This is a genomic window from Halovibrio sp. HP20-59, assembly GCF_033052795.2.
Lineage (GTDB): Bacteria > Pseudomonadota > Gammaproteobacteria > Pseudomonadales > Halomonadaceae > Vreelandella.
The window spans coordinates 440,770-460,873 of record NZ_JAWJUW020000001.1 but is presented as its reverse complement, the minus strand read 5'-3'; the positions used below and the strand labels follow the sequence as shown (position 1 = coordinate 460,873).

General features: G+C 54.3%; 21 protein-coding genes and 2 tRNA genes. 11 read left to right on the top strand and 12 right to left on the bottom strand.

Going from position 1 to position 20,104, the window contains the following annotated elements; genetic code table 11:
- Window positions 1-2 precede the first annotated feature (2 nt).
- Together RZA33_RS02170 and RZA33_RS02165 are read right to left on the bottom strand one after the other, a co-directional pair.
- Window positions 3-75, bottom strand: a tRNA-Asn gene (locus RZA33_RS02170).
- An 80-nt stretch (window positions 76-155) separates the two neighbouring features.
- A tRNA-Asn gene (locus tag RZA33_RS02165) sits at window positions 156-231 on the bottom strand.
- A gap of 196 nt (window positions 232-427) precedes the next feature.
- On the opposite strand from RZA33_RS02165, the gene miaB reads away from it, so the two are divergent.
- The 5 genes from miaB to lnt all read left to right on the top strand — a co-directional run bounded on the left by miaB (window position 428) and on the right by lnt (window position 6,068).
- Window positions 428-1,771: a tRNA (N6-isopentenyl adenosine(37)-C2)-methylthiotransferase MiaB gene (gene miaB / locus RZA33_RS02160; RefSeq protein WP_317506201.1), complete on the top strand. Its 1,344-nt coding sequence runs from the start codon at window positions 428-430 to the stop codon at window positions 1,769-1,771.
- Window positions 1,772-1,856: 85 nt separating this feature from the next.
- Entirely contained in the window at window positions 1,857-2,939 is a 1,083-nt protein-coding gene (locus RZA33_RS02155; RefSeq protein WP_317506200.1) for a PhoH family protein, read from the top strand.
- On the top strand, window positions 2,936-3,463 hold the full coding sequence (gene ybeY, locus RZA33_RS02150) for an rRNA maturation RNase YbeY (RefSeq protein WP_317506199.1): 528 nt from the start codon (window positions 2,936-2,938) through the stop codon (window positions 3,461-3,463). Before RZA33_RS02155 ends, ybeY begins: the two co-directional genes overlap by 4 nt.
- Window positions 3,464-3,625: 162 nt before the next feature.
- Window positions 3,626-4,525, top strand: a complete 900-nt coding sequence (locus RZA33_RS02145) for an HlyC/CorC family transporter (RefSeq protein WP_317506198.1) — start codon at window positions 3,626-3,628, stop codon at window positions 4,523-4,525.
- Window positions 4,526-4,586: 61 nt separating this feature from the next.
- Complete coding sequence (gene lnt / locus RZA33_RS02140; protein ID WP_317506197.1) at window positions 4,587-6,068, top strand: apolipoprotein N-acyltransferase; 1,482 nt, start codon at window positions 4,587-4,589, stop codon at window positions 6,066-6,068.
- Between the two features lie 152 nt (window positions 6,069-6,220).
- Here lnt and RZA33_RS02135 read toward each other — a convergent pair whose 3' ends face one another.
- Entirely contained in the window at window positions 6,221-7,282 is a 1,062-nt protein-coding gene (locus tag RZA33_RS02135; protein ID WP_317506196.1) for an NAD(P)-dependent alcohol dehydrogenase, read from the bottom strand.
- A 271-nt stretch (window positions 7,283-7,553) separates the two neighbouring features.
- On the opposite strand from RZA33_RS02135, the gene RZA33_RS02130 reads away from it, so the two are divergent.
- Window positions 7,554-8,447 carry an AraC family transcriptional regulator gene (locus tag RZA33_RS02130; RefSeq protein ID WP_317506195.1) on the top strand — a complete coding sequence of 298 codons (894 nt, stop codon included), beginning with the start codon at window positions 7,554-7,556 and terminating at the stop codon, window positions 8,445-8,447.
- Between the two features lie 47 nt (window positions 8,448-8,494).
- On the opposite strand, the gene RZA33_RS02125 is transcribed toward RZA33_RS02130, so the two are convergent.
- Window positions 8,495-8,920, bottom strand: a complete 426-nt coding sequence (locus RZA33_RS02125) for a VOC family protein (RefSeq protein WP_317506194.1) — start codon at window positions 8,918-8,920, stop codon at window positions 8,495-8,497.
- 145 nt (window positions 8,921-9,065) lie between these two features.
- Here RZA33_RS02125 and RZA33_RS02120 point away from each other — a divergent pair, with 145 nt between their 5' ends.
- Complete coding sequence (locus tag RZA33_RS02120; RefSeq protein WP_317506193.1) at window positions 9,066-9,299, top strand: DUF3820 family protein; 234 nt, start codon at window positions 9,066-9,068, stop codon at window positions 9,297-9,299.
- A 27-nt stretch (window positions 9,300-9,326) separates the two neighbouring features.
- Here the strand turns inward: RZA33_RS02120 and RZA33_RS02115 are convergent, their stop codons facing one another.
- On the bottom strand, window positions 9,327-9,671 hold the full coding sequence (locus RZA33_RS02115; protein ID WP_317506192.1) for a hypothetical protein: 345 nt from the start codon (window positions 9,669-9,671) through the stop codon (window positions 9,327-9,329).
- Window positions 9,672-9,747: 76 nt separating this feature from the next.
- On the opposite strand from RZA33_RS02115, the gene RZA33_RS02110 reads away from it, so the two are divergent.
- The gene (locus RZA33_RS02110; RefSeq protein ID WP_317506191.1) at window positions 9,748-10,515 is read left to right on the top strand and encodes a DUF1499 domain-containing protein; all 768 of its coding nucleotides are present in this window, start codon (window positions 9,748-9,750) and stop codon (window positions 10,513-10,515) included.
- Window positions 10,516-10,544: 29 nt separating this feature from the next.
- On the opposite strand, the gene RZA33_RS02105 is transcribed toward RZA33_RS02110, so the two are convergent.
- From RZA33_RS02105 to RZA33_RS02085, 5 genes are all read right to left on the bottom strand, one after another.
- Window positions 10,545-10,907 carry a ribbon-helix-helix domain-containing protein gene (locus RZA33_RS02105; protein ID WP_317506190.1) on the bottom strand — a complete coding sequence of 121 codons (363 nt, stop codon included), beginning with the start codon at window positions 10,905-10,907 and terminating at the stop codon, window positions 10,545-10,547.
- Between the two features lie 112 nt (window positions 10,908-11,019).
- Window positions 11,020-11,589, bottom strand: a complete 570-nt coding sequence (locus RZA33_RS02100) for a DJ-1/PfpI family protein (RefSeq protein ID WP_317506189.1) — start codon at window positions 11,587-11,589, stop codon at window positions 11,020-11,022.
- A gap of 111 nt (window positions 11,590-11,700) precedes the next feature.
- Window positions 11,701-13,800, bottom strand: a complete 2,100-nt coding sequence (locus RZA33_RS02095) for a methyl-accepting chemotaxis protein (protein WP_317506188.1) — start codon at window positions 13,798-13,800, stop codon at window positions 11,701-11,703.
- A gap of 59 nt (window positions 13,801-13,859) precedes the next feature.
- Window positions 13,860-15,074, bottom strand: a complete 1,215-nt coding sequence (locus RZA33_RS02090) for an ABC transporter substrate-binding protein (protein WP_317506187.1) — start codon at window positions 15,072-15,074, stop codon at window positions 13,860-13,862.
- 225 nt (window positions 15,075-15,299) lie between these two features.
- Window positions 15,300-15,914, bottom strand: coding sequence for a flavin reductase family protein (locus RZA33_RS02085; RefSeq protein ID WP_317506186.1), 615 nt, complete (start codon window positions 15,912-15,914; stop codon window positions 15,300-15,302).
- A gap of 89 nt (window positions 15,915-16,003) precedes the next feature.
- Here RZA33_RS02085 and RZA33_RS02080 point away from each other — a divergent pair, with 89 nt between their 5' ends.
- From RZA33_RS02080 to RZA33_RS02070, 3 genes are all read left to right on the top strand, one after another.
- On the top strand, window positions 16,004-16,951 hold the full coding sequence (locus RZA33_RS02080) for a D-2-hydroxyacid dehydrogenase family protein (protein WP_317506185.1): 948 nt from the start codon (window positions 16,004-16,006) through the stop codon (window positions 16,949-16,951).
- Between the two features lie 76 nt (window positions 16,952-17,027).
- Complete coding sequence (arfB, locus tag RZA33_RS02075) at window positions 17,028-17,444, top strand: alternative ribosome rescue aminoacyl-tRNA hydrolase ArfB (RefSeq protein WP_317506184.1); 417 nt, start codon at window positions 17,028-17,030, stop codon at window positions 17,442-17,444.
- Window positions 17,445-17,518: 74 nt separating this feature from the next.
- A complete protein-coding gene (locus RZA33_RS02070; RefSeq protein ID WP_317506183.1) occupies window positions 17,519-17,719 on the top strand; it encodes a DUF1289 domain-containing protein in 201 nt (66 codons plus the stop codon).
- 46 nt (window positions 17,720-17,765) lie between these two features.
- Here the strand turns inward: RZA33_RS02070 and RZA33_RS02065 are convergent, their stop codons facing one another.
- Window positions 17,766-18,839 carry a proline racemase family protein gene (locus RZA33_RS02065; protein WP_317506182.1) on the bottom strand — a complete coding sequence of 358 codons (1,074 nt, stop codon included), beginning with the start codon at window positions 18,837-18,839 and terminating at the stop codon, window positions 17,766-17,768.
- Entirely contained in the window at window positions 18,839-20,026 is a 1,188-nt protein-coding gene (locus tag RZA33_RS02060) for a zinc-binding dehydrogenase (RefSeq protein ID WP_317506181.1), read from the bottom strand. The genes RZA33_RS02065 and RZA33_RS02060 overlap by 1 nt, the downstream gene beginning before the upstream one ends.
- Between the last annotated feature and the right edge of the window lie 78 nt (window positions 20,027-20,104).

The window sequence follows — 20,104 nt, the reverse complement described above, 5'->3', positions numbered from 1 at the left end:
GGCTCCTCGAGCAGGACTCGAACCTGCGACCCAATGATTAACAGTCATTTGCTCTACCAACTGAGCTATCGAGGAACAACGTAGTACTAAATCAAAATAGCACTAACTTGCTGCCGTGTATGAGATAAAGCCGCTACTAAAACACTTTTAGCGATTGGCTCCTCGAGCAGGACTCGAACCTGCGACCCAATGATTAACAGTCATTTGCTCTACCAACTGAGCTATCGAGGAACTGCTCAAACACGGTGCGTAGTATACCCATAGAAATGAGACGGTCAAGTATCGATTCCGCGTCAATGCTAGCCGCCTGTTGGTTGTGTCCGTATAATGCGCCCATTCATGCTAGAGCGGCATGACGATAGCCTGGCCGCTCGACAATATTCCATTCATCCTCGTCCCCCAGACGACTCATAGACGACAGGTACCGATGGCGAAGAAGCTCTTCATCAAAACGCACGGCTGCCAAATGAACGAGTACGACTCCTCCCGCATGGCGGATCTGCTCGGCGAATCTCACCAGCTCGAACTCACTGATAATGAGCGTGAAGCCGATGTTATTCTGTTAAACACCTGCTCGATTCGCGAAAAAGCGCAGGAGAAAGTGTTTCATCAGCTGGGACGCTGGAAAAAACTCAAGGACGCCAACCCCAACCTAGTGATTGGCGTGGGTGGCTGTGTGGCCAGCCAGGAAGGCGAAGCCATACGCAAGCGGGCGCCCCATGTGGATATGGTATTCGGGCCGCAAACCCTGCACCGCGTGCCCTCGATGCTGGATGCCCGTGGCAACAACCAGATTGCTGCTGTGGACGTTACCTTCCCGGAAATCGAAAAATTCGACCATTTACCCAAGCCCACTTCCGATGGCGCGACGGCGTTCGTGTCGATTATGGAAGGCTGTTCCAAGTACTGCACCTTCTGTGTGGTGCCGTATACCCGTGGTGAAGAGGTTTCGCGGCCCTTCGAGGCGGTGATGGATGAAATCATCCATCTTTCCGACCAAGGCGTGCGTGAAGTCAACCTGCTGGGCCAGAATGTCAACGCCTACCGTGGTGAGAATCAGCTAGGCGATGAGATTGATTTGGCCGAACTAATTGCCTGCGTGGCGGCAGTCGAAGGCATTGATCGTGTTCGTTTCACCACCTCTCACCCGGTGGAATTTACCGATAGCCTGGTCGACGCCTTTGCCGATATTCCCGAGTTGGTGAGCCACCTGCACCTGCCGGTTCAGTCGGGTTCAGACCGCATTTTAACCGCCATGAAGCGGGGGCATACCGCGGCTGAATACATTGAAAAGATGGAGCGTATTCGCGCCAATCGCCCGGATATCAGCTTCTCTTCCGACTTCATCATCGGCTTTCCGGGCGAGACAGAAGAGGACTTTGAAGCCACGATGGACTTAATTCATCAAATTGGCTTTGATCATTCGTTTAGCTTCGTTTATTCCGCACGCCCCGGCACGCCTGCCTCGGGCCTACCGGATGAAACGCCGGAAAGTGTCAAAAAGCAGCGTCTGGCGATTTTACAAGAGCGGATCATCCAGCAAACTGCGCAAATTAGCCGCCGCATGGTCGGCAGCACACAGCGTGTACTGGTTAACGGCTTTTCGCCGCGTGACCCCGGCCAGCTCTCCGGCCGTACCGAGAATAACCGCGTGGTTAACTTCCGTGCTGCCAACCCCACCGAGCTGATCGGCTACTTCGTGGATGTAGAAATCACCGAAGCCTTTCCCAATTCGCTACGCGGTGAACTCGCCTCACCCGAGCGCTATTGATCGTTCACTTATCCCAGATCATTGCCCCGCCTCGGGCGGGGCAGTAAGCTGAACGATACACACACTAACGCGGGGTTCCCCACTCTTGAGCCAGCCAACACCTCAGGCCAATCGCATCATCACCTTAAGCCTTGAACCCAATGATCCGCAGCGCCTTGCTAGCCTTTGCGGCCAGCAGGACGAGCATTTGAAGCTGATTGAAAGCCGACTGGACGTGACGCTGCGTAACCGGGGCAATGTCTTTCAGCTTGCCGGCCCTGCCAACCGCATCAAAGCAGCCGCCAACGTGTTGGAACACCTCTATCGCGAAACCGCAGCGAGCGAACTGGACGCCGACACCGTGCACCTGTTTCTACAGGAATCGGGGCTTGAAGCGCTGGAAGAGGAAGACGACGGCAACGGCGGCGGCAGCGATGAAGTGATCATGCGTACACCACGTACCATGATCAAACCGCGCGGCCTTAACCAGCAGCGCTACGTTTCCAGCATCCGCGAGCACGATATTAATTTCGGCATTGGTCCCGCGGGTACCGGTAAAACCTACCTCGCCGTCGCGGCCGCGGTTGAGGCACTCAACCAACAGGAAGTACGCCGCATCCTGCTCGTGCGCCCGGCGGTTGAAGCGGGTGAAAAACTCGGCTTCCTGCCCGGCGACTTGGCCCAGAAAATCGACCCCTATCTGCGCCCGCTTTACGATGCCTTGTACGAGATGATCGGCTTTGAACAAGTAGCCAAGCTGATTGAGCGCCAGGTAATTGAGATTGCCCCGCTGGCCTATATGCGTGGCCGTACGCTCAATAATTCTTACATCATTTTGGATGAGAGCCAGAACACCACTCCGGAGCAGATGAAAATGTTCCTGACCCGGATTGGCTTTGGCTCCACCGCGGTGATTACCGGCGACGTCACTCAGGTCGATCTACCCAAAGGCCAGCGTTCGGGGCTGATTCAAGTGCTCGACGTGTTGAAGGATACTCAAGGCATCGGCGTCACCCACTTTGCCGCCAAGGATGTGGTACGCCACCCGCTGGTGCAGCGCATTATCGAAGCCTACGATATGTTTGAATCCCAGCAGGAAGTGGAAGAGCGTGCCCAGCGTGAAGCGCGTCAGCAAGAGCGCGATGCGCGTATGCAGGCGCGTGAAAACTCCTGGGATAGCTCGCGATGAGCGAGGCTATTGAAGTCATCGTCGATCGCCAGGCGGTGATCGACGAACCACTGCTCCCCGACCTGACACAGCTCACCCACTGGGTGGGCTGTGTGTTTGCCCACCACCCTGACGATCAGCGCTTTGAAGTCACTATTCGCTTTGTGGATGAGCATGAAAGCCAGACGCTCAACCGCGATTACCGCGACAAAGACAAGACAACCAACGTGCTGTCATTCCCCTTTGAAAGCCCGCCGGGTGTTGAATTGCCGCTACTCGGTGATTTGGTGATTTGCCATGCGATTGTCGCCCAGGAAGCCCGTGAACAAGGCAAGCCGTTGGCCCATCACTACGCCCATATGGTCGTGCATGGCATTTTGCACTTAATGGGCTACGATCATATTGACGATCAAGAGGCCGAGGAGATGGAGCAATTTGAGCGCGAGCTACTGGCCGAGCTGAACATCCCCGACCCCTATGCTGACAATTACGCTGACATTGACACCTCAAACGATACGTCTGCGACTAATAGCAAGGACGACTAAATGCTGAGCGCCTTTATTATCTTGATCACGGGTGCGTTAAATCGTGTAGCGACTAATCTGGTAACATCCCCCGCTTGAGTGATAAAACGACTACTGACGACGCTACCTGAAACGTCGTAAACAAGATGGCAACTGTCCGCCCGCAAACGAGAGATTTGACGCATGAGCGAAGACCGATCGAGCAACCCTAATCAAAAATCCTGGCTCGAGAAACTCTTTGGCGCCCTTTCCGGAGACAATGACGAACCCAGTTCACGCGATGAGCTGATGACGTTTTTACGCCATACCGCAGGCAAATTAAAGCTGGATCAAGACGCCATCATGATTATCGAGGGCGCGCTAGACATCAGCGACCAACAGGTACGGGAAATACTGATTCCCCGCTCGCAGGTCTCGGCCATCGCGCTGGACCAAACCAGCGACGGCTACCTGCCGCTTATTCAGGAAACCGGCCATTCGCGCTATCCGGTGATCGGTGAAAATCTGGATGATATTAAAGGCATTCTACTGGTAAAAGATTTACTCCCGCTGCTTTCGCAAACGCAGGCCCAGCGCGATGCCTTTAAACTTGATGACATCCTGCGCCCGGCAATGTTTATCCCTGAATCAAAGCGTCTTAACAGCCTGCTCAAAGAATTTCGCGATACCCATAACCACATGGCCATTGTCGTCGATGAATACGGCGGCACTGCCGGCATTATTACTATCGAAGACATACTTGAGCAAATCGTCGGCGACATCGAAGACGAGCACGATACCGACGAAGAAGACGATATCCGCGAGTTGGAGAACGGCCATTACGCCATTCGCGCGCTGACGCCTATCGAAGACTTCAACGAACGTTTTAACACCGAGTTTTCTGACGATGAGTTTGATACCGTTGGCGGCTTGGTGATGCAGCAGTTCGGTCACTTACCTCGGCGTGGTGAACACACTGTGCTGGGCGGCTGGCGGTTTGTAATTCTTAACGCCGATACGCGGCGCATCCGGCTACTCGAAGCCTATCGCGACAGTCGCCGTGACGACGAAGAGGATGACGATCAAGAAAACAAGCCCGACTAGTCACTGGTCGTCACCACGCTCTATCCTCTTCCTCGCTCCTTACCATCGATAGGTTATCGTTATGGGTTTACCCCCCGCGTTTTTGTTACAGCTGCTTGCCGCTTTGGTGGCGGGCGGCTTCACCACCTTAACCGCCTCCCCGTTTGAGCTTTGGTGGCTGGGCCCGGTGGCGATTGGTTTGCTGTATGTTGGGCTGCACACGCTAACCCCCGCTCAAGCGGCCCTAAAGGGGTGGCTATATGGCGTGGCGCTGTTCGCCAGCGGCACTTCCTGGGTGTACGTATCCATTCACGACTATGGCTATACCGGCGTTCCATTAGCGGTCTTTCTTACCACTCTTTTCGTCACCGTTCTGGCACTCTTTTTTGCGGGCACCTTCTGGCTCTACCGGCGCTTCACCTCTGCCCGGCTTGCGTTTGCAAGCTTTGCAGGCGCCTGGGTATTGGGCGAGGTACTGCGCACCTATTTGTTCACCGGCTTTCCCTGGCTGCTGCTAGGCTCTGGCTACGTGGACTCGCCGCTGGCCGCCTGGGCGCCTGTTGGCGGGGTCTACCTGCTCTCACTGCTGGTAGCGCTAAGCGGCGCACTCGGCGCTGAACTATTGTTACGCCGCCGATGGTGGGCGCTCGCCCCACTCGCGGCTATTTGGCTGATCCCGCTGGCCCTCCCCCAGCAATGGACCACGCCAGTGGACGAACCCACTCGCGTCGCCCTCCTGCAAGGCAATCTACCGCAGCTGTCAAAGTGGACGCCAGAAGGCCAACGCCAGGCCGCTAATACCTACAGCGGCCTCACCCGCGAGGTAGCCGATGAGGTTGACCTAATTGTATGGCCAGAAACCGCCCTGCCCATGATGGAAGCTCAAGCCCGCCCGGTTTTGGAGCGGGTGCAAGCGAACCTGCCGCCCGAAGTTGCCTTGCTTACCGGTATCGTTCAACGCGATGAACAAGAACGCTACTTTAATAGTATGATTGGCGTGGGAAATGTAGCGGGCAGCTACCAGAAAGAGCACCTGGTGCCTTTTGGTGAGTACCTGCCACTGGAGAGCGTGCTTCGCGGTGCAATTGATTTTTTTGATCTACCCATGTCGGCTTTTACTAAAGGCGAGCACGAACAACCCCCCATGCAAGCCGCCGGCGTTAGCATTGGTAATGCAATCTGCTATGAAATTATTTACCCGCAGTTGGTCGCCCGACGCGCTCAAGACAGCGGTGTGATCATAACGGTGTCCAACGACACCTGGTTTGGCGCCTCTATCGGCCCCCATCAACATCTACAGATGGCCCGCCTACGCGCGCTAGAAAATGGCCGCTATGTGGTCCGGGCCACTAGCAACGGCATTACCGCTATTATTGCCCCTAACGGACACATTGTTGAACGCGCACCCCAGTTTGAAACCACAACGCTCACCGGTGAGTTTTACGCCATGGAGGGCCTAACACCTTTCACCCGTTTGGGTAGCTGGCCCGCTTGGTTGCTAGCAGGCCTGATGCTGCTACTCGGCGTAGTAGCCGCCAGAACTACGCGCCGAGCACGAAGCTGAAATGTCATAGGCGCTACTCAATAAATAGGTACTAAAGATAAATAGGCGCTAAAGCGGCTGCCTAAATAAAAAGGCCCGAGTCCTTTTCAGGACTCGGGCCTTATCGTTTTATTAACGTAGACTTCGTTGTTAACTTAAACGTCGATATTAACTTAGGCAGCGGTGTCTTTCAGCGTCGCCATATCAATCACGAAACGATAGCGTACATCGCCTTTCTCCATGCGCTCAAAGCCTTCGTTAATCTTGTTGATATCGAGCATCTCGATATCGCAGGTAATACCCTGGTCGGCACACAGCTTGAGCAGCTCTTCGGTCTCGGCAATACCGGCAATCAGCGAACCGGCGACTACACGACGCTTAAAGACCAGATTAAACGCTTCAATGGCCGGCTCAATGGGCTCAAGTAGACCCACGATAATATGCGTGCCGTCATACTTCAGCGACGCGAGATAGGGGTTAAGGTCGTGCTGAACGGGCACGGTATCGAGCATGAAGTCGAAGGTTTCAGCGACCGCATCCATTTGCGCTTGATCGCTGGAAACAACGACATGGTCGGCACCGTTACGCTTGGCTTCGTCTACTTTGGCATTGGAGCGGGTAAATAGCGTGACCTCCGCGCCCAGCGCTTTGGCCAGCTTAACGCCCATATGGCCTAAGCCGCCCATGCCGATGACACCGACTTTATGGCCTTTACCTACGCCATGGTGCATAAGCGGCGAATAGGTCGTCACACCGGCGCAGAGAAGCGGCGCCGCCGAGGCCAGGTCAATGCCATCGGGCATTTGCAGCACGAAGTGCTCGCTGACCACGATAGAGTCAGAGTAGCCGCCCTGGGTCATGGTGCCATCTTGGCGATCATCACTGCCGTAGGTCATGGTGAAGCCTTCCAGGCAGTACTGCTCTACGCCGTCTTTACAGGCAGCGCAGGTACGGCATGAATCAACCATGCAGCCAACACCTACCACGTCACCGGCCTTAAAGCGCGACACTTTATCGCCGACAGCGGTTACCCGGCCGACAATCTCATGTCCAGGCACTATCGGGTACCGGCTCATGCCCCAATCGTTGCGCGCAAAGTGCAGGTCGCTGTGGCACACGCCGCAGTAGAGAATCTCAATAGCGACGTCATCGGGGCGTGGTTGACGACGGTCAAAAGTGAACGGTGCCAGTGGCTTGTCGGCGGCAAAGGCTGCATAGGATTTTGCTTGGCTCATCGGTGAGACTCCTTGTCTTCAAAAACGCTTGTCTTCAATATAAGCAATCATTCCCCGCGTGCGAGGTATGCCAACAGTATTGGCCCAAACGGCAGGGATAGCGATGAACGAAGCTCCGACATTTTTGCCTATAAATCCAAATCAATGTGATAAAATAACAAAAATAGTGATAAAAACGTCATAATTATGCAATAACAGCTAAAATAGTAAACTGATCAGCAAGGCAATCCCCGTTACTCCGCTTTGCCATTCACTATTAAGAGAATCCACCATGGTCTCCACTGCTCAGGCTGGCAATGCGCTGGCTGATGTTATCAAATCCCTCATCACAGTCGACGGTATGACGGCGACCTCGCTAGCGGGCGTATCGTTGTTATGCTTGAGCCGCTACCAGATGCGTACGCCACTGCTCTACGAACCGAGCCTGATCATCATTGCGCAGGGGCAAAAAGTAGGCTTTCTGGGTGATCGCGAAATCCATTACGACCCTGGCCACTATCTCGTTCAAACGCTACCGCTGCCCTTTGAGTGCGAAACTTACGGCTCGCCAGCAGCTCCCCTGCTAGGGATATCAATACGGTTGGATCCGGCGCTGTTAAGCGAAATGGTGACAGCAATGGGTGATCTGAACCACCACGCACAGACACCACTGCCGATGGCTTCAGTAGCGATGACCAACGGTATGCAGGACGCGGTCTTGCGTTTGGCCCGCTCGCTGCACGATACGGTGGAGTGCAGCACCATGGGCAATGCGCGTATTCGCGATGTGGTATTTGAAGCGTTGAAAGGCGAGCAAGGCCCCGCGTTACAGGCGCTGGTAATGGGACACGGTAACTACTCGCGCATCGTGCAGGCGCTTTCTAAACTGCATGCTAATTTTGCCGATGACTTTAGTGTGGAGCAGCTCGCGCAACAGGCGAATATGAGTGCTTCTACGTTTCACCAGCACTTTAAACAGATCACCCGCTCCTCGCCTGCCCAGTACTTAAAACGGTTACGCTTGATCAAAGCGCAGCAGTTGCTGCTGCAAAATAACCACAACGTCAATCAGGCCGCCGCTGCGGTAGGTTACCGCAGCGTGCCGCAGTTTAGCCGCGACTATAAGCGCTACTTTGGCGAACCGCCGCTGCAGCACCGCCGCAAAGAGCAGGCCTTACGGGCCTGATGCTGGGTCTCGCACAACATCACTTTACAAAGATTACTTTGCAACGTTTATTTTGCAAAAACCTGGCTCATATCTTTAAATGCTTTGAACTCCAGCGCATTGCCGCATGGGTCGAGCAGGAACATAGTGGCCTGCTCGCCCACTTCGCCCTTAAAGCGAATATACGGTTCAATGACAAACTGTATATCACGCGCCTTCAAACGCTCAGCTAGCGCTTCCCATTCCTCCCACGCTAAAATCACCCCAAAGTGCGGTACCGGCACGTCGTGGCCATCCACAGGATTAGAGTGGGCGTTAGCTTGGGCAGTCGTTTTCGGCTGCTCATGAATCACCAACTGATGGCCGAAGAAATTGAAATCGACCCATTGATCGCTGGAGCGCCCCTCTTCCAAGCCAAACACATCGTTATAAAACGCCCGCGCCAGAGGCACATCGTCAACGGGAATCGCCAAATGAAAAGGTGAAAGGCTCATAGTCGTCTTCTCCTTGCTTGGGTTAATAAAGTGGTTAGCATTTTATGCTACCACGCTGTATTTGCCATAGGCTTAACAACGCTGGTCAGTAGGCGGTTTAATCATCGCATTAAAGCGTTAAGGTAACAGCAAAGGAGTAACCGCGATGCAACCAGAGGATTTGGAAAAGCTAGTGACTCGCACCATGCCTTTTGGCAAGTATAAAGGGCGCCTTATCGCCGACCTTCCCGGTCCCTACTTAAACTGGTTTGCGCGTGAAGGGTTTCCTGCCGGAGAGATTGGCCATCTGCTGCATTTAATGCACGAAATTGATCACAACGGGCTAGGCTCACTACTGGACCCGCTGCGAAAGACACCCAGCCAACGTGGCGAGGTTTAGTGCTGAGCCTTCCCAGGCGCGCTTTCGTCAGGCGCGCTCGTCACGCTCGCATAAGGCCTGCTGAAACTCCCGCCGATAAGCCTCGGCATGTAACGCCGGGTCCTCAGGAAAACGCCCCAGCGCCACTGCCAGTTCAAAGAAGCCGGCACCAGGTAGTTGCTCACCGCGCCGACTGACAACCAAGGCGGCGATAAAGGGCTTTTGTTGGGCAGCATCTGCATGCATTAGTTGCTCTAACGCCTGAGTCACTTGGGCAATCGTGCGTGGCGGCGTAAGCTCAAGCGTGCTAGCCACCTGTTGGTAGGTCATGGGTAGTGAATCCCGCGGTGCGCTGAGCAGCAATTGGCGTAGTGCTATGGCTTTATCATCCATAAAAATCTGTAGAAAAACCCTTTTGTAGAAATGTTTGTGCTAAGAATAACTGAATACGTTGTGATAAGGAGCGAACATGGCAAACCGATCAACCCCAACACGCCCCCGCGGTGGCCTCTGGCCGGCTATGTTAGCCGGGCTGAGTATACTGCTACTCGCGGCGGCAGCCCTGATGATGGCAGGCTCTGGGCCTGCTTATCGTGGTGAGCTTATCTCGCTAGGCGAGGCGTTTAGCTTTCTGCGCAACGGGGTTTATGCCGCTGGCGGCGCAGTGGCGTTAAGCTTGGTGGCGCTGTTAATCAGCGCATTAACCCGCCGCTTTAAACCAGCAGTGGTAGCCAGCCTGGCCATAGTAGGCGCCGCAGCGCTGCTTTATGTGCCCTGGCAGCATTGGCAACGCGCCCAAGAGGTACCTGCCATTCACGACATCACCACCGACACGCAGAATCCCCCCGCCTTTGAAGCTTTAGCCGACGCTCGTAAGGCAGCGCCTAATGCCGTCGACTACCCCGGAGAGGCCACCGCAGAGCAGCAACAGGCAGCCTACCCCGGCATTGAACCGCTGGTGGTAGACGCCGCACTGCCAACGGTGCTGGCCGCAGCCCAGGCGCAAGTCGAAGAAAATGGCTGGCGAATTGCTCAGGTTAGCAATAATCACATAGAAGCCACCGCAACGACGCGCTGGTTTGGCTTTGAAGATGATGTTGCCATTCGCCTCACCGAGATTGAGAATGGGGTGCAGGTGGATATGCGCTCGGCTTCGCGTCTAGGCGCCAGTGATGTGGGCACCAACGCAGCGCGTATTAACGAGTTTTTAACGGCGCTGGAAGCGCGACTTGAGTGACCGTTTCAATAGCGCCTTACTCACTCCAGTCAATGCAACGGGTCGCGTCTATTGCTGCCTTCACGCACTAAAATTTGCTCAGCATCCAAGGTGGCGATGGGCACATCCTGATGTGCTGGAATCTCGCCACTTAATTGAAGCGCCTGATACCGCAGCGCGCAAACGCGTAAAAACGAGGTGAAGTTACCCAAATCATGCCCGGCATCGATAGACTCATGGTAAAGCCGGGTAATCATCTGGGCGGTATTCATGCCATCGCGCTGGGCAATTTCCTCAAGGATATGCCAGAAATAATTTTCCATGCGCACGCTGGTCACCATGCCATCGATACGTAGCGAGTGCGTAGCGCTGCGCCATAGCTCGGGGTCGGCTTGAATAAACAGTTTACACATGACGATTACCTCCCGACATTCGTAAGCAGCATCAACCACCAGCATAGCGGGCAATAGACCGCACGCCCAGTGGATACTGGGCGTGCAGGCCGTTTTATCAGCGTTAGCCGAACTACTTATTCAGCAATGCCATAAATTGCGCCAACCACGCAGGGTGGGCAGGCCAAGCGGGCGCCGTGACCAAGTTGCCATCGGTTACCGCATCGGTCACTTCCAGATTGGCAAAGTGACCGCCCGCAAGCTCTACTTCCGGCTGGCAAGCGGGGTAAGCAGAACACTGCCTACCTTCCAGCACTTTCGCAGCGGCCAATAGCTGTGCACCGTGGCAAATGGCTGCCACGGGTTTATTGGCCTCGAAAAAATGCTGCACCATCGCAAGCACGTCTTTATCTAAGCGCAGATACTCCGGCGCGCGCCCTCCGGGCACCACCAGGGCATCGTAATCGGCGGGATTGGTGCTGGCGAAATCGGCATTGAGTGCGAACCGATGGCCGGGCTTTTCAGAATAGGTTTGATCACCTTCGAAATCATGAATCGCCGTCGCCACGGTATCGCCAGAGGCTTTACCCGGGCAGACGGCATCCACTTGGTGACCAACCGCCATGAGCGCCTGAAACGGCACCATGGTTTCGTAGTCTTCGGTAAAATCGCCAGTGATCATTAAAATGCGCTTGCTGCTCATCTCAGTGCTCCTCTTAATTATCTTATGGTTATTGATCGAGTGTTTGAGCACACGCGGGGCGTGTTGGATGAGACTAGCAAGCGCTTTGTGGCAATAGGTAGTAATTGCTTACTACTGAGTATCTTCCTCTTTCTGCAAAAGGGCTAGATGCCGCTGCCCTGCCGCGTCGCTGACGTGAAAGCGCCCCACCAGCGAGTGCATATCCCCGGCACGATCATCCAGCGTGTGGCTGGCAGTCGTCGCTTCTTGCACGAGGCGTGCATTCTGGTGAGTGACCTGATCCAGCTGTGCAATCGCCTGGTTGATCTGATCAATGCCTGCAGATTGCTCGTTAGTGGCGTCGGCAATTTCGACGACATAGCGCGTCACCTCACCCAAACTCTCGATGATCTCTTGAAGATGCTTGCTAGAGGCATTAACGAGCTGCTCACCCTCACTCACTTTGTTAACGCTGTCATCGACCAAATGACGAATCTGAGCCGCCTCTTCGGCGCTGCGGCCAGCGAGTTTGCGTACTTCTTGGGCTACCACGGCAAAGCCACGCCCCTGCTCACCCGCTCGTGCGGCTTCAACGGAAGCGTTTAGCGCCAAGAGATTGGTTTGGAAAGCGATATCGTCTATCGCTTTAATAATCGAAGTGATTTTTTCGCTGGCCTCACGAATATCACCCATCGCCGCCGTGGTGCGCGTTGACACATCGCCTGCAGCGCGGGCGCGCTGGTCAACATTACCGCTAGCGTCTTTGGCCTGGTCAGCGTACTCAGCCGTTTGTTTTACCGTGGCAGTAATCTCTTCAAGACTTGAAGCCGTTTCCGCCAACGACGCCGCCTGCTGGTCGGTACGCTGGGATAGATTCTCATTACCCGCTGCAATTTGACGGCTGCTGGCGGCAATAGATTCGGCGCTTTCACGAATTTGCGCCACCATGCCTTCAAAGGTATCCATCATGTTATTAAACGCCTGGGCAGTTTGCCCCACTTCATCGTTGCGTTTAAGTTCAAGACGCTTAGACAGGTCTGCATTTTCACCTGCGGCACCGCTGATATTCTCCATTTGCTGGCGCATGACGACCAACGGCCCCAATACGCGTACCATTGTGCGCCAACCAAAGATCGCCAGTAGCGCGATTACCACCAGCGTGACAATAATCAGCAGCGAGCGCCCGGCATTGGCTAAGGTTTCTGCCTGCGTCACAGCGTTTTCTGCTTGCCCAACGGTATACGCTTCAACGTCACTCAGCGCCGTACGCATTTGCGCCATGGCTTGGGCAACATTGGTGAGCGCCGCTTGCACCTGTTCGTTAAGCGATAGCTGCTGTAAACGCAGCTCATAAACAGCGTTGTCATCGGAGACCATCAATCCTTCCAGTTCGACGATGACATCGTCTAAATTACTGATTAGCGAGCGCTGCTCTACTTCGGTGCTAGGCGCCTCTGCGATCGCCGTCAATGAGTGGCGAGCTAGGCCCACCTGCTGGGCAATTTCATTGTGGCGCAAATTGACCAACGCATCGGCGCTATCCGTTTGCATCATCTGGCGGCCAAGGTCTGACAGCTTCGCTAGGGCCATACGCGCATTGCCGCTCAGGCGCCCAATATCCGCTTGTGCGGTAAACATATTTTCCAGAAGCGTAGTCGGCAGGGTCGTCATGCCGTCTTCGCGCCAGGCCTCCATCAACTCACGCTGTTCACGGTCACTGCGAACCTGTGCTAGTGCCGTGCGTCCGGCAATATCCTCGGCGCTAAGCATCACTTGTGAAATAAGTGTTTGCATTGTCCCGATGCGTTCAGCCATCTGAGTTTGTAGGCTCAGTTCTTCACGGCGTACGGCTTCCAGCACCGTATCCCCTTCAAGCAACGCCTGATAATGGCTATCCAACTCACTCAGTTCTTGCGCCTGATCAACCCCATGAAGGCCTTGACGTGCATCATTAAAGCGCGCATCCAGTGCCGCTTGAGTCGGGGCCTCATCTAAACCAGCCATGCTTTCTGCGGCAAGCAAATCCGCATGGCGTTGACCAAATGCCCCCATGGTCAGCACCATGCCCATGCTGGCATCCTGAAGCGGCAATACGTCATTGGTGATATAACGCTGCGAGTCGATTAGCCGTTGGTTGGTCGTCCAACCCGTTGCCGCCAGCACCACGGCGCCTAGCACTGCAGCTAAGAACAGGCTGATCAACATCGTTCGAATACTTAAAGATTTTTTCATTATCTGTTTTCACTCGTGTCAGGGGACAGACAGGTAACGTAAGCTTTGGGGTATAAGCTCTAGGGCAACAAGCTTGCCCATTCCACCGACTCAAAACGCCCGTTAGTAATAATGGTGGGCCATACCGCATCGCTGGCTTGATGGTCGTTCGGTCCCAAACTAACCGGCTCCTCTAGTCCAATATCGACCGAACCCAAACCAAGCAAACCATCCACAATCGCCTCACGGTCTGGGTTAGCGCCGGCTGCTTTCACTCCTTCCACAAAGAGTTTCGCGGCTAGGTAACCTTCGAGTGAGATGAAGTCAGGTTCGCTACCGCTGGCATGGGTATCCAACGCCTGACGGTATGCTTCTACGGCGGGCAAATCGGCATCCAGGGGGGGGACTACCTGAGTAATAATCACGCCTTCGGATAGGTCGCCAAGTTCATCCATAAGCGCTTGGCTGCCCACAAAAGAAACGTTCAGAAAGACCGTGTCAGGTAGGTCATTTTTCGCTTCACGAATGAAGTCAGCTGCTGGGCCGTAGGTTCCAACAATGATAACGGCGCGCGGCGTCACCGGCGCTTCCAGAATGGTCGCCAAGCCCTGGTGAATATTACGTGTACCGCGGGTAAAACGGCCATGGGCCAGTGCCGCGACATTGTCGACGCCATGGGCAGTCAATGCCTGGGTGGCGCCATTGTATCCTGCATCGCCAAAGCTATCGTTCTGGGTAAAGAAGGCGATCTCCTCGGGCAAAACACCTGCCTCCAACAGCCCATCCACCATGGCGGCGGTTTCTTGTACATAGCTTGCCCGGTAGTTAATCACGTAGCGGTCAGGCGGCGTCTTGCGCAGCACACCCGCACCAGTAAACGCCCCGTAAAGCAGCGTTTCATATTCGTTAAAAATGGGAATGGTTACGGTGGCCGTTGGCGTGCCGACATTACCGATCGCCGCTAGCACGTCATCCTCTTGAATAAGCTGCCGGGTATTGCTGGCGGCTTGCAGCGGTTTGTACTGATCATCCCGGGCAATTAAGGCCAGGGTTTCACCATTAACCCCGCCTGCCGCATTAACCTCGGCAAAGTAGGTTTCAATACCTTTTTGCATGCCCAACCCTAGCGGTGCCGCCCCACCGCTGGAAGGCGCCACAATGCCGAAACTAAGCTCTGCCTGTGCAAATAGTGGAAAAAAAATCCCAACTGATAAAGTTATACTCAGCAAGCAATTTTTTAATAACACTTTTTTTAGCAAGGCTTTTGTTAACAACCCCGTTCCCAATTGTTGCATTGATCTGCTCCTTGCTGGCTAGATCATGTCCCCACTTTATAAATAGCAATACCGAATACGTGCGATGGTTAACATCGCACGCGCTCGAAATTACCAACCAATTCTTATAACTATCGGCGGAAGAGTATACGACTAAAGATTAATTATCGCTGATTACTAAGTAACAAATATTACTTAGATTGTAACAAGCGATGCCACGCACTCGATTAGTGCAACATTATGCTTTTAAGTGGGTCTTTCGATGGCGAAACGGTCACTAATTCGGATGTAATCACTGCCCGCTAAGCGCCCAACCGGCTTGAGTAAATCCATATTCACATGGCGCCCGTCCCACAAAGCATCGTCTATATGGATGGAAACGACGCGAGCCAGGATCAACGTGCCTGCTAACGGCTGATCACCAAAACGGATCATATCGAATAGTTGGCACCCAAACGCCACAGGTGCGTTGGCAATCCTCGGTACGCTAACACCTGGCATCTCAGCTTTTTCAAGGTCGGCCAGAGCAAACTCATCCTCTCCTGGCGGCAAGCTAGCGCTGGTGGTATTGAGCGCTTCTATCAACCCTTCACTGCCCACATGCACTACACACTCAGGGACTTCGTTTAAATTACGTACTGTGTCTTTAAGTTCGCTATTGCCATTGAGCAGCGGCGAAAACGCCAAGACAGGTGGATTCACGCTGGCGACGTTAAAAAATGAAAATGGCGCTAGATTGGCATTTCCTTGCTTATCCTGGGTAGACACCCAGGCAATAGGCCGGGGGCAAACAGTCCCCGATAGCAACCGATAAATAACCCCTGGGCTTAGCGGGGACTCAGCCAATAAGTAGTCGCTCATTTTTGACTCCTGGGTAATGGGTTTAGGCGTATTATCACCCTATAACAGCCATCACTTTACAACAGCATTGCCCGCAAGGAGCCGATTTGATGAAGATTGTCATTGCCGATGATTATCAGGACTGTGTGCGCCATTTAGACGCCTTCAAGCTGCTTGAAGGCCAAGAGGTCACGATTTATCACGATACGCTCACCGACCTGGATGCCTTGAGCACGCGCTTTCAGAATGCCGAGGCGTTGGTGCTCATCCGCGAACGCACGCCGATCACGGCCGCCCTATTGGAGCGCTTGCCCAACCTGAAAGTTATCAGCCAGACGGGTGGCGGTGCGGCGCATGTGGATATTGAGGCCTGCCGCCGTCATGGCATCGCTGTCATGACGGGTACTGGCTCGCCTTATGCCGCCGCCGAATTAACCTGGGGCCTGGTGCTGGCGGCAATGCGCCATATACCTGCAGAAGTTGAGAACCTGAAAGCGGGCCGTTGGCAGCGTACCCTGGGCACGGGCCTTAAAGACCGTACCCTAGGCATTTTTGGCTACGGCAAAATCGGTAGCTTAGTAGCCCGCTATGGCAAGGCATTTGAAATGAAGGTATTGGTATGGGGCCGCGAAAGCACTCGCCAGCGCGCCTCCGATGCTGGAATAGAGGTCGCCAAAAGCCAGACCGATTTGTTCCAGCGTGCGGATGTACTCAGCCTGCACTTGCGCTTAAACGACGATACCCGCGGTATCGTCAGCGCTAAATCACTTGCCCAGATGAAGCCCACATCCCTGTTGGTGAATACCAGCCGTTCCCAGTTAGTGGCGCCTGGGGCGCTGGAACAAGCACTCAATGCTGGGCGACCTGGCCAAGCGGCGATAGACGTATTCGATGCAGAACCTGTATTTGAAAACTCACTCCTGGAACTGCCCAATCTGGTCGCTACACCACACATTGGCTATGTGGAAAAAGATAGCTACGAGCTCTACTTTGGCGATGCATTTAGCAACCTGCTGGCGTATATCAATGGCCTGCCAATCAACAACCTAGCCGACTGATAGCGGATTGGCGAATTAATACCTCTCTGCCAAGTGTGCTAGCCTTGTACGATCATAAGTCATACAGAGGCCATTAATGCTCACCATTTCTAGTAACGTTACCCTGGCTGATTGGGAGATTGATATCAGCCAGATTCGCGCCCAAGGCGCCGGCGGCCAGAACGTCAATAAAGTCGCTTCAGCGGTACACCTTCGCTTCGACATTCTTAGCTCTACGCTGCCGCCACTTTATAAAGAGCGCTTGATGGCGCTGTCCGACCAGCGCATTAGCAAAGAAGGCGTGGTGATTATTAAAGCCCAAAGCCACCGCCGGCTTGAATTAAATAAAGAAGACGCGCTGGCGCGTTTAAAAGAGTTAATACAGAGTGCCACCCAACAGCAAAAGGTACGCCGTGCCACTAAGCCCACTAAAGGCTCTCAGCGCCGCCGCGTCGATCACAAAACGCGTAAGGGCAAAATCAAATCGCTGCGTGGTAAAGTACCTACCTCGTAACCGGTGCCGGTGCCTTTATCGCACCGCCCGTCGTATCGTTTAGCCCCGCAAGATTATCTACAGGGCCTACAGTAATGACGAACGTTTCCCCACCGCCCAACAGCCGCCCACTCTCGCCGTGTGTAAAAATTTGCCAAATGGAAATGTCGTCGTCGGTTTGCCGCGGCTGTGGCCGTACCTTAGATGAAATTGCTGGCTGGGGAATGATGACCGAGGCCGAAAAAGCCCCGGTGTGGGATCGCTTAGAAGTGGAAGGCTTTGTCTCTAAACGCTAATTCTCTAAATACTAACTCTCTAAACGCTAGCGTCGCTGACAGATAGCTATATCTCAAGCGGCAGTGACATCGATTCAGCGTAGGGGTGACGGTCACTCAATATATGGTGTAATTCGCCACAGGCCACCATGGGATCTATACAATTAATGACAATCTCAGAGTGGGCCAATACATAGCTGCGCCCGGTAATCGTATTTTCCACTACCTGGTAAGCGCCTTCTTGATGAGTGCCGGTAAAGGTGCCTATAAAACCGGTATTACGCAGAGAGACAGTTTCCAACTTATCTCCTAGGTTGAGCCTCCCTTCGTAATTCATCAACGCTAAACGGGCCGAGGTACCGGTCCCTGTTGTACTGCGGCAAATAACCCCTGGATGCACATACGTAGTGGAACGTGAGCGTACATAGCCTTCGCCTACCGGCTCTTCGGGGCCCATAAAATGTAAAAACGGTAGCGGCCCCACATCGCCTAAGGTGTAATGGGAAAAACCGCGCTTGGCTTTAATCGCTTCAACAATTTTGAAGGCACACTCAGCTAACGCGCGCTCTTCTTCATACACCAGCCTAAAGCCCAACTCAGTGGCATCGACCAAGGCGTAAAAGCCACCGCTATAGGCGATTGAGTAGGTGACATCACCGATCCCCGGCACACGAATCTTATCGCGGTAGGTGTCAATATAGCTGGGCAGCCCGCCACAAGTCACCGACTCAACCACGCCGTTGTGCACTCTCGCTTCGATTTGCACTAACCCAGCGGGCGCTTCCAGCTTAAAACGCTGAAGGCCTTCCTGTTTGGGCACAATGCCGCTTTCCAGCACGGCAGTGGCCGTGCATAAAGTATTCGAGCCAGAATAAATGGGGTAACCCATCACTTCCATAATGATATAACCCGCCACCGCTTCAGGGTCCGTTGCCGGCACTAATAAGTCGACCGACATTTCCGGCATGCCATAGGGCTCTTCAAGCAGCAGGCGACGCAGCCCGTCGGCGTCATCGCGAAGATACTCCATCTGCTCGCGCACGGTAGCGCCTGGTAGCACATCAATGCCCCCTGTGACGATACGACTGACATCGCCACCGGCATGGGTATCCATCAGCTGAATGGTATGCACGTTATTCACTAGCGGCGCTCCTGGCCAGACGGTGTATTTTCAAGCGCAAAAGGCGCGCCGTGGTCGGCCCACTGTGCATCGGGCACAATGACAATTTTACCCAGAAAGTTACTGTCCCGGTTGACAAAATAGCGCTCGGCTACGTGCAGGTCGGAAAGTTTGAAGGCGGCGTGAAGCACCGGCTTTAATTCCCCGCTGCGAATCCAGGCGACAAGCTGCTCAGCCTCTTCGCGGGTGCCGTGGGAAACGCCAAAAATCTGTACTTGATAGAGGTACACGCGGGTCCACATCATTTCGCTGAGGTTGCCACCGCTGGCACCGGCGATTGAAAGCCGCGGATAGCGCTTACGCCCCTGCATATCGACAATCATGGTATCGATAAATAGGTTGGTCATTTCACCGCCAACCAAATCCATGACCGCATCAATCGGCTGGCCGCCGGTCGTTGCCAGCACACGCTCAACAAAAGTGGGCAAGTCACCGCGATCAATCACGGCTTCCGCGCCTAATGCTTTAAGCGCCTCGGCTTTGTCTAGCTTGCTGACCGCATAAGGAATAGCGCCTACAATACGGCACAGCTGGATCAATGCAGTGCCAACGCCGCCGCTGGCGCCGCTCACCAGCACGCGTTCACCAGCACGGACGTTGGCGGCGGTCATCATATGATAAGCGGTTTGATACGAACACATACCCATTGAGGCCAGCTCTGCGTCGTGCAGCTCTGGGTTGGGTACCGCGTGGAATTGATCTGCGGGGACGGCGATAAACTCAGCAAACCCCCCATCGGCCCCATGGCCGTAGTAATCGGGGGTTAGGTTAATATCGCGGCGCTCATCGGCGTAGATATTAAAATCGAGCAGCCCTCGCTGACCAATGCGCTCAGCATCAACGCCCTCGCCGACCGCCACGATGCGGCCAGCCACGTCGGCGCCTTGGATACGCGGAAAGGTCAACGTTGGCGTGCCGCCCATGGCGAACGAGGTCACATCACCTTTATCCTTGGTGGGGTATAGCCCCTCTCGGGCCTTGCGGTCGGTGTTATTCTTCGCCGTGGCGGTTACCTGCACCAGAACTTCCCCAGCCTTAGGCTGGGGGGTTGGCACATCCTGATGATATTCCAGCTTGTCTATATCACCATGCCCGGTTAATAGCATGGCGGACATCGTCGTTGGTAACGTGTGTGCAGATTCAACCATAGCATGACTCCCTGATAGTACGTGTTGGCTATAGCTTGAAGATAACAAACTCTCACCGAGTCTCAAGCCTTATCCATC

Excerpts from the sequence above, each read along its gene's own strand:
- miaB (WP_317506201.1), top strand. The coding sequence starts at position 428 with ATGGCGAAGAAGCTCTTCATCAAAACGCACGGCTGCCAAATGAACGAG.
- ybeY (WP_317506199.1), top strand. The coding sequence starts at position 2,936 with ATGAGCGAGGCTATTGAAGTCATCGTCGATCGCCAGGCGGTGATCGAC.
- RZA33_RS02145 (WP_317506198.1), top strand. The coding sequence starts at position 3,626 with ATGAGCGAAGACCGATCGAGCAACCCTAATCAAAAATCCTGGCTCGAG.
- lnt (WP_317506197.1), top strand. The coding sequence starts at position 4,587 with ATGGGTTTACCCCCCGCGTTTTTGTTACAGCTGCTTGCCGCTTTGGTG.
- RZA33_RS02135 (WP_317506196.1), bottom strand. The coding sequence starts at position 7,282 with ATGAGCCAAGCAAAATCCTATGCAGCCTTTGCCGCCGACAAGCCACTG.
- RZA33_RS02130 (WP_317506195.1), top strand. The coding sequence starts at position 7,554 with ATGGTCTCCACTGCTCAGGCTGGCAATGCGCTGGCTGATGTTATCAAA.
- RZA33_RS02125 (WP_317506194.1), bottom strand. The coding sequence starts at position 8,920 with ATGAGCCTTTCACCTTTTCATTTGGCGATTCCCGTTGACGATGTGCCT.
- RZA33_RS02120 (WP_317506193.1), top strand. The coding sequence starts at position 9,066 with ATGCAACCAGAGGATTTGGAAAAGCTAGTGACTCGCACCATGCCTTTT.
- RZA33_RS02115 (WP_317506192.1), bottom strand. The coding sequence starts at position 9,671 with ATGGATGATAAAGCCATAGCACTACGCCAATTGCTGCTCAGCGCACCG.
- RZA33_RS02110 (WP_317506191.1), top strand. The coding sequence starts at position 9,748 with ATGGCAAACCGATCAACCCCAACACGCCCCCGCGGTGGCCTCTGGCCG.
- RZA33_RS02105 (WP_317506190.1), bottom strand. The coding sequence starts at position 10,907 with ATGTGTAAACTGTTTATTCAAGCCGACCCCGAGCTATGGCGCAGCGCT.
- RZA33_RS02100 (WP_317506189.1), bottom strand. The coding sequence starts at position 11,589 with ATGAGCAGCAAGCGCATTTTAATGATCACTGGCGATTTTACCGAAGAC.
- RZA33_RS02095 (WP_317506188.1), bottom strand. The coding sequence starts at position 13,800 with ATGAAAAAATCTTTAAGTATTCGAACGATGTTGATCAGCCTGTTCTTA.
- RZA33_RS02090 (WP_317506187.1), bottom strand. The coding sequence starts at position 15,074 with ATGCAACAATTGGGAACGGGGTTGTTAACAAAAGCCTTGCTAAAAAAA.
- RZA33_RS02085 (WP_317506186.1), bottom strand. The coding sequence starts at position 15,914 with ATGAGCGACTACTTATTGGCTGAGTCCCCGCTAAGCCCAGGGGTTATT.
- RZA33_RS02080 (WP_317506185.1), top strand. The coding sequence starts at position 16,004 with ATGAAGATTGTCATTGCCGATGATTATCAGGACTGTGTGCGCCATTTA.
- arfB (WP_317506184.1), top strand. The coding sequence starts at position 17,028 with ATGCTCACCATTTCTAGTAACGTTACCCTGGCTGATTGGGAGATTGAT.
- RZA33_RS02070 (WP_317506183.1), top strand. The coding sequence starts at position 17,519 with ATGACGAACGTTTCCCCACCGCCCAACAGCCGCCCACTCTCGCCGTGT.
- RZA33_RS02060 (WP_317506181.1), bottom strand. The coding sequence starts at position 20,026 with ATGGTTGAATCTGCACACACGTTACCAACGACGATGTCCGCCATGCTA.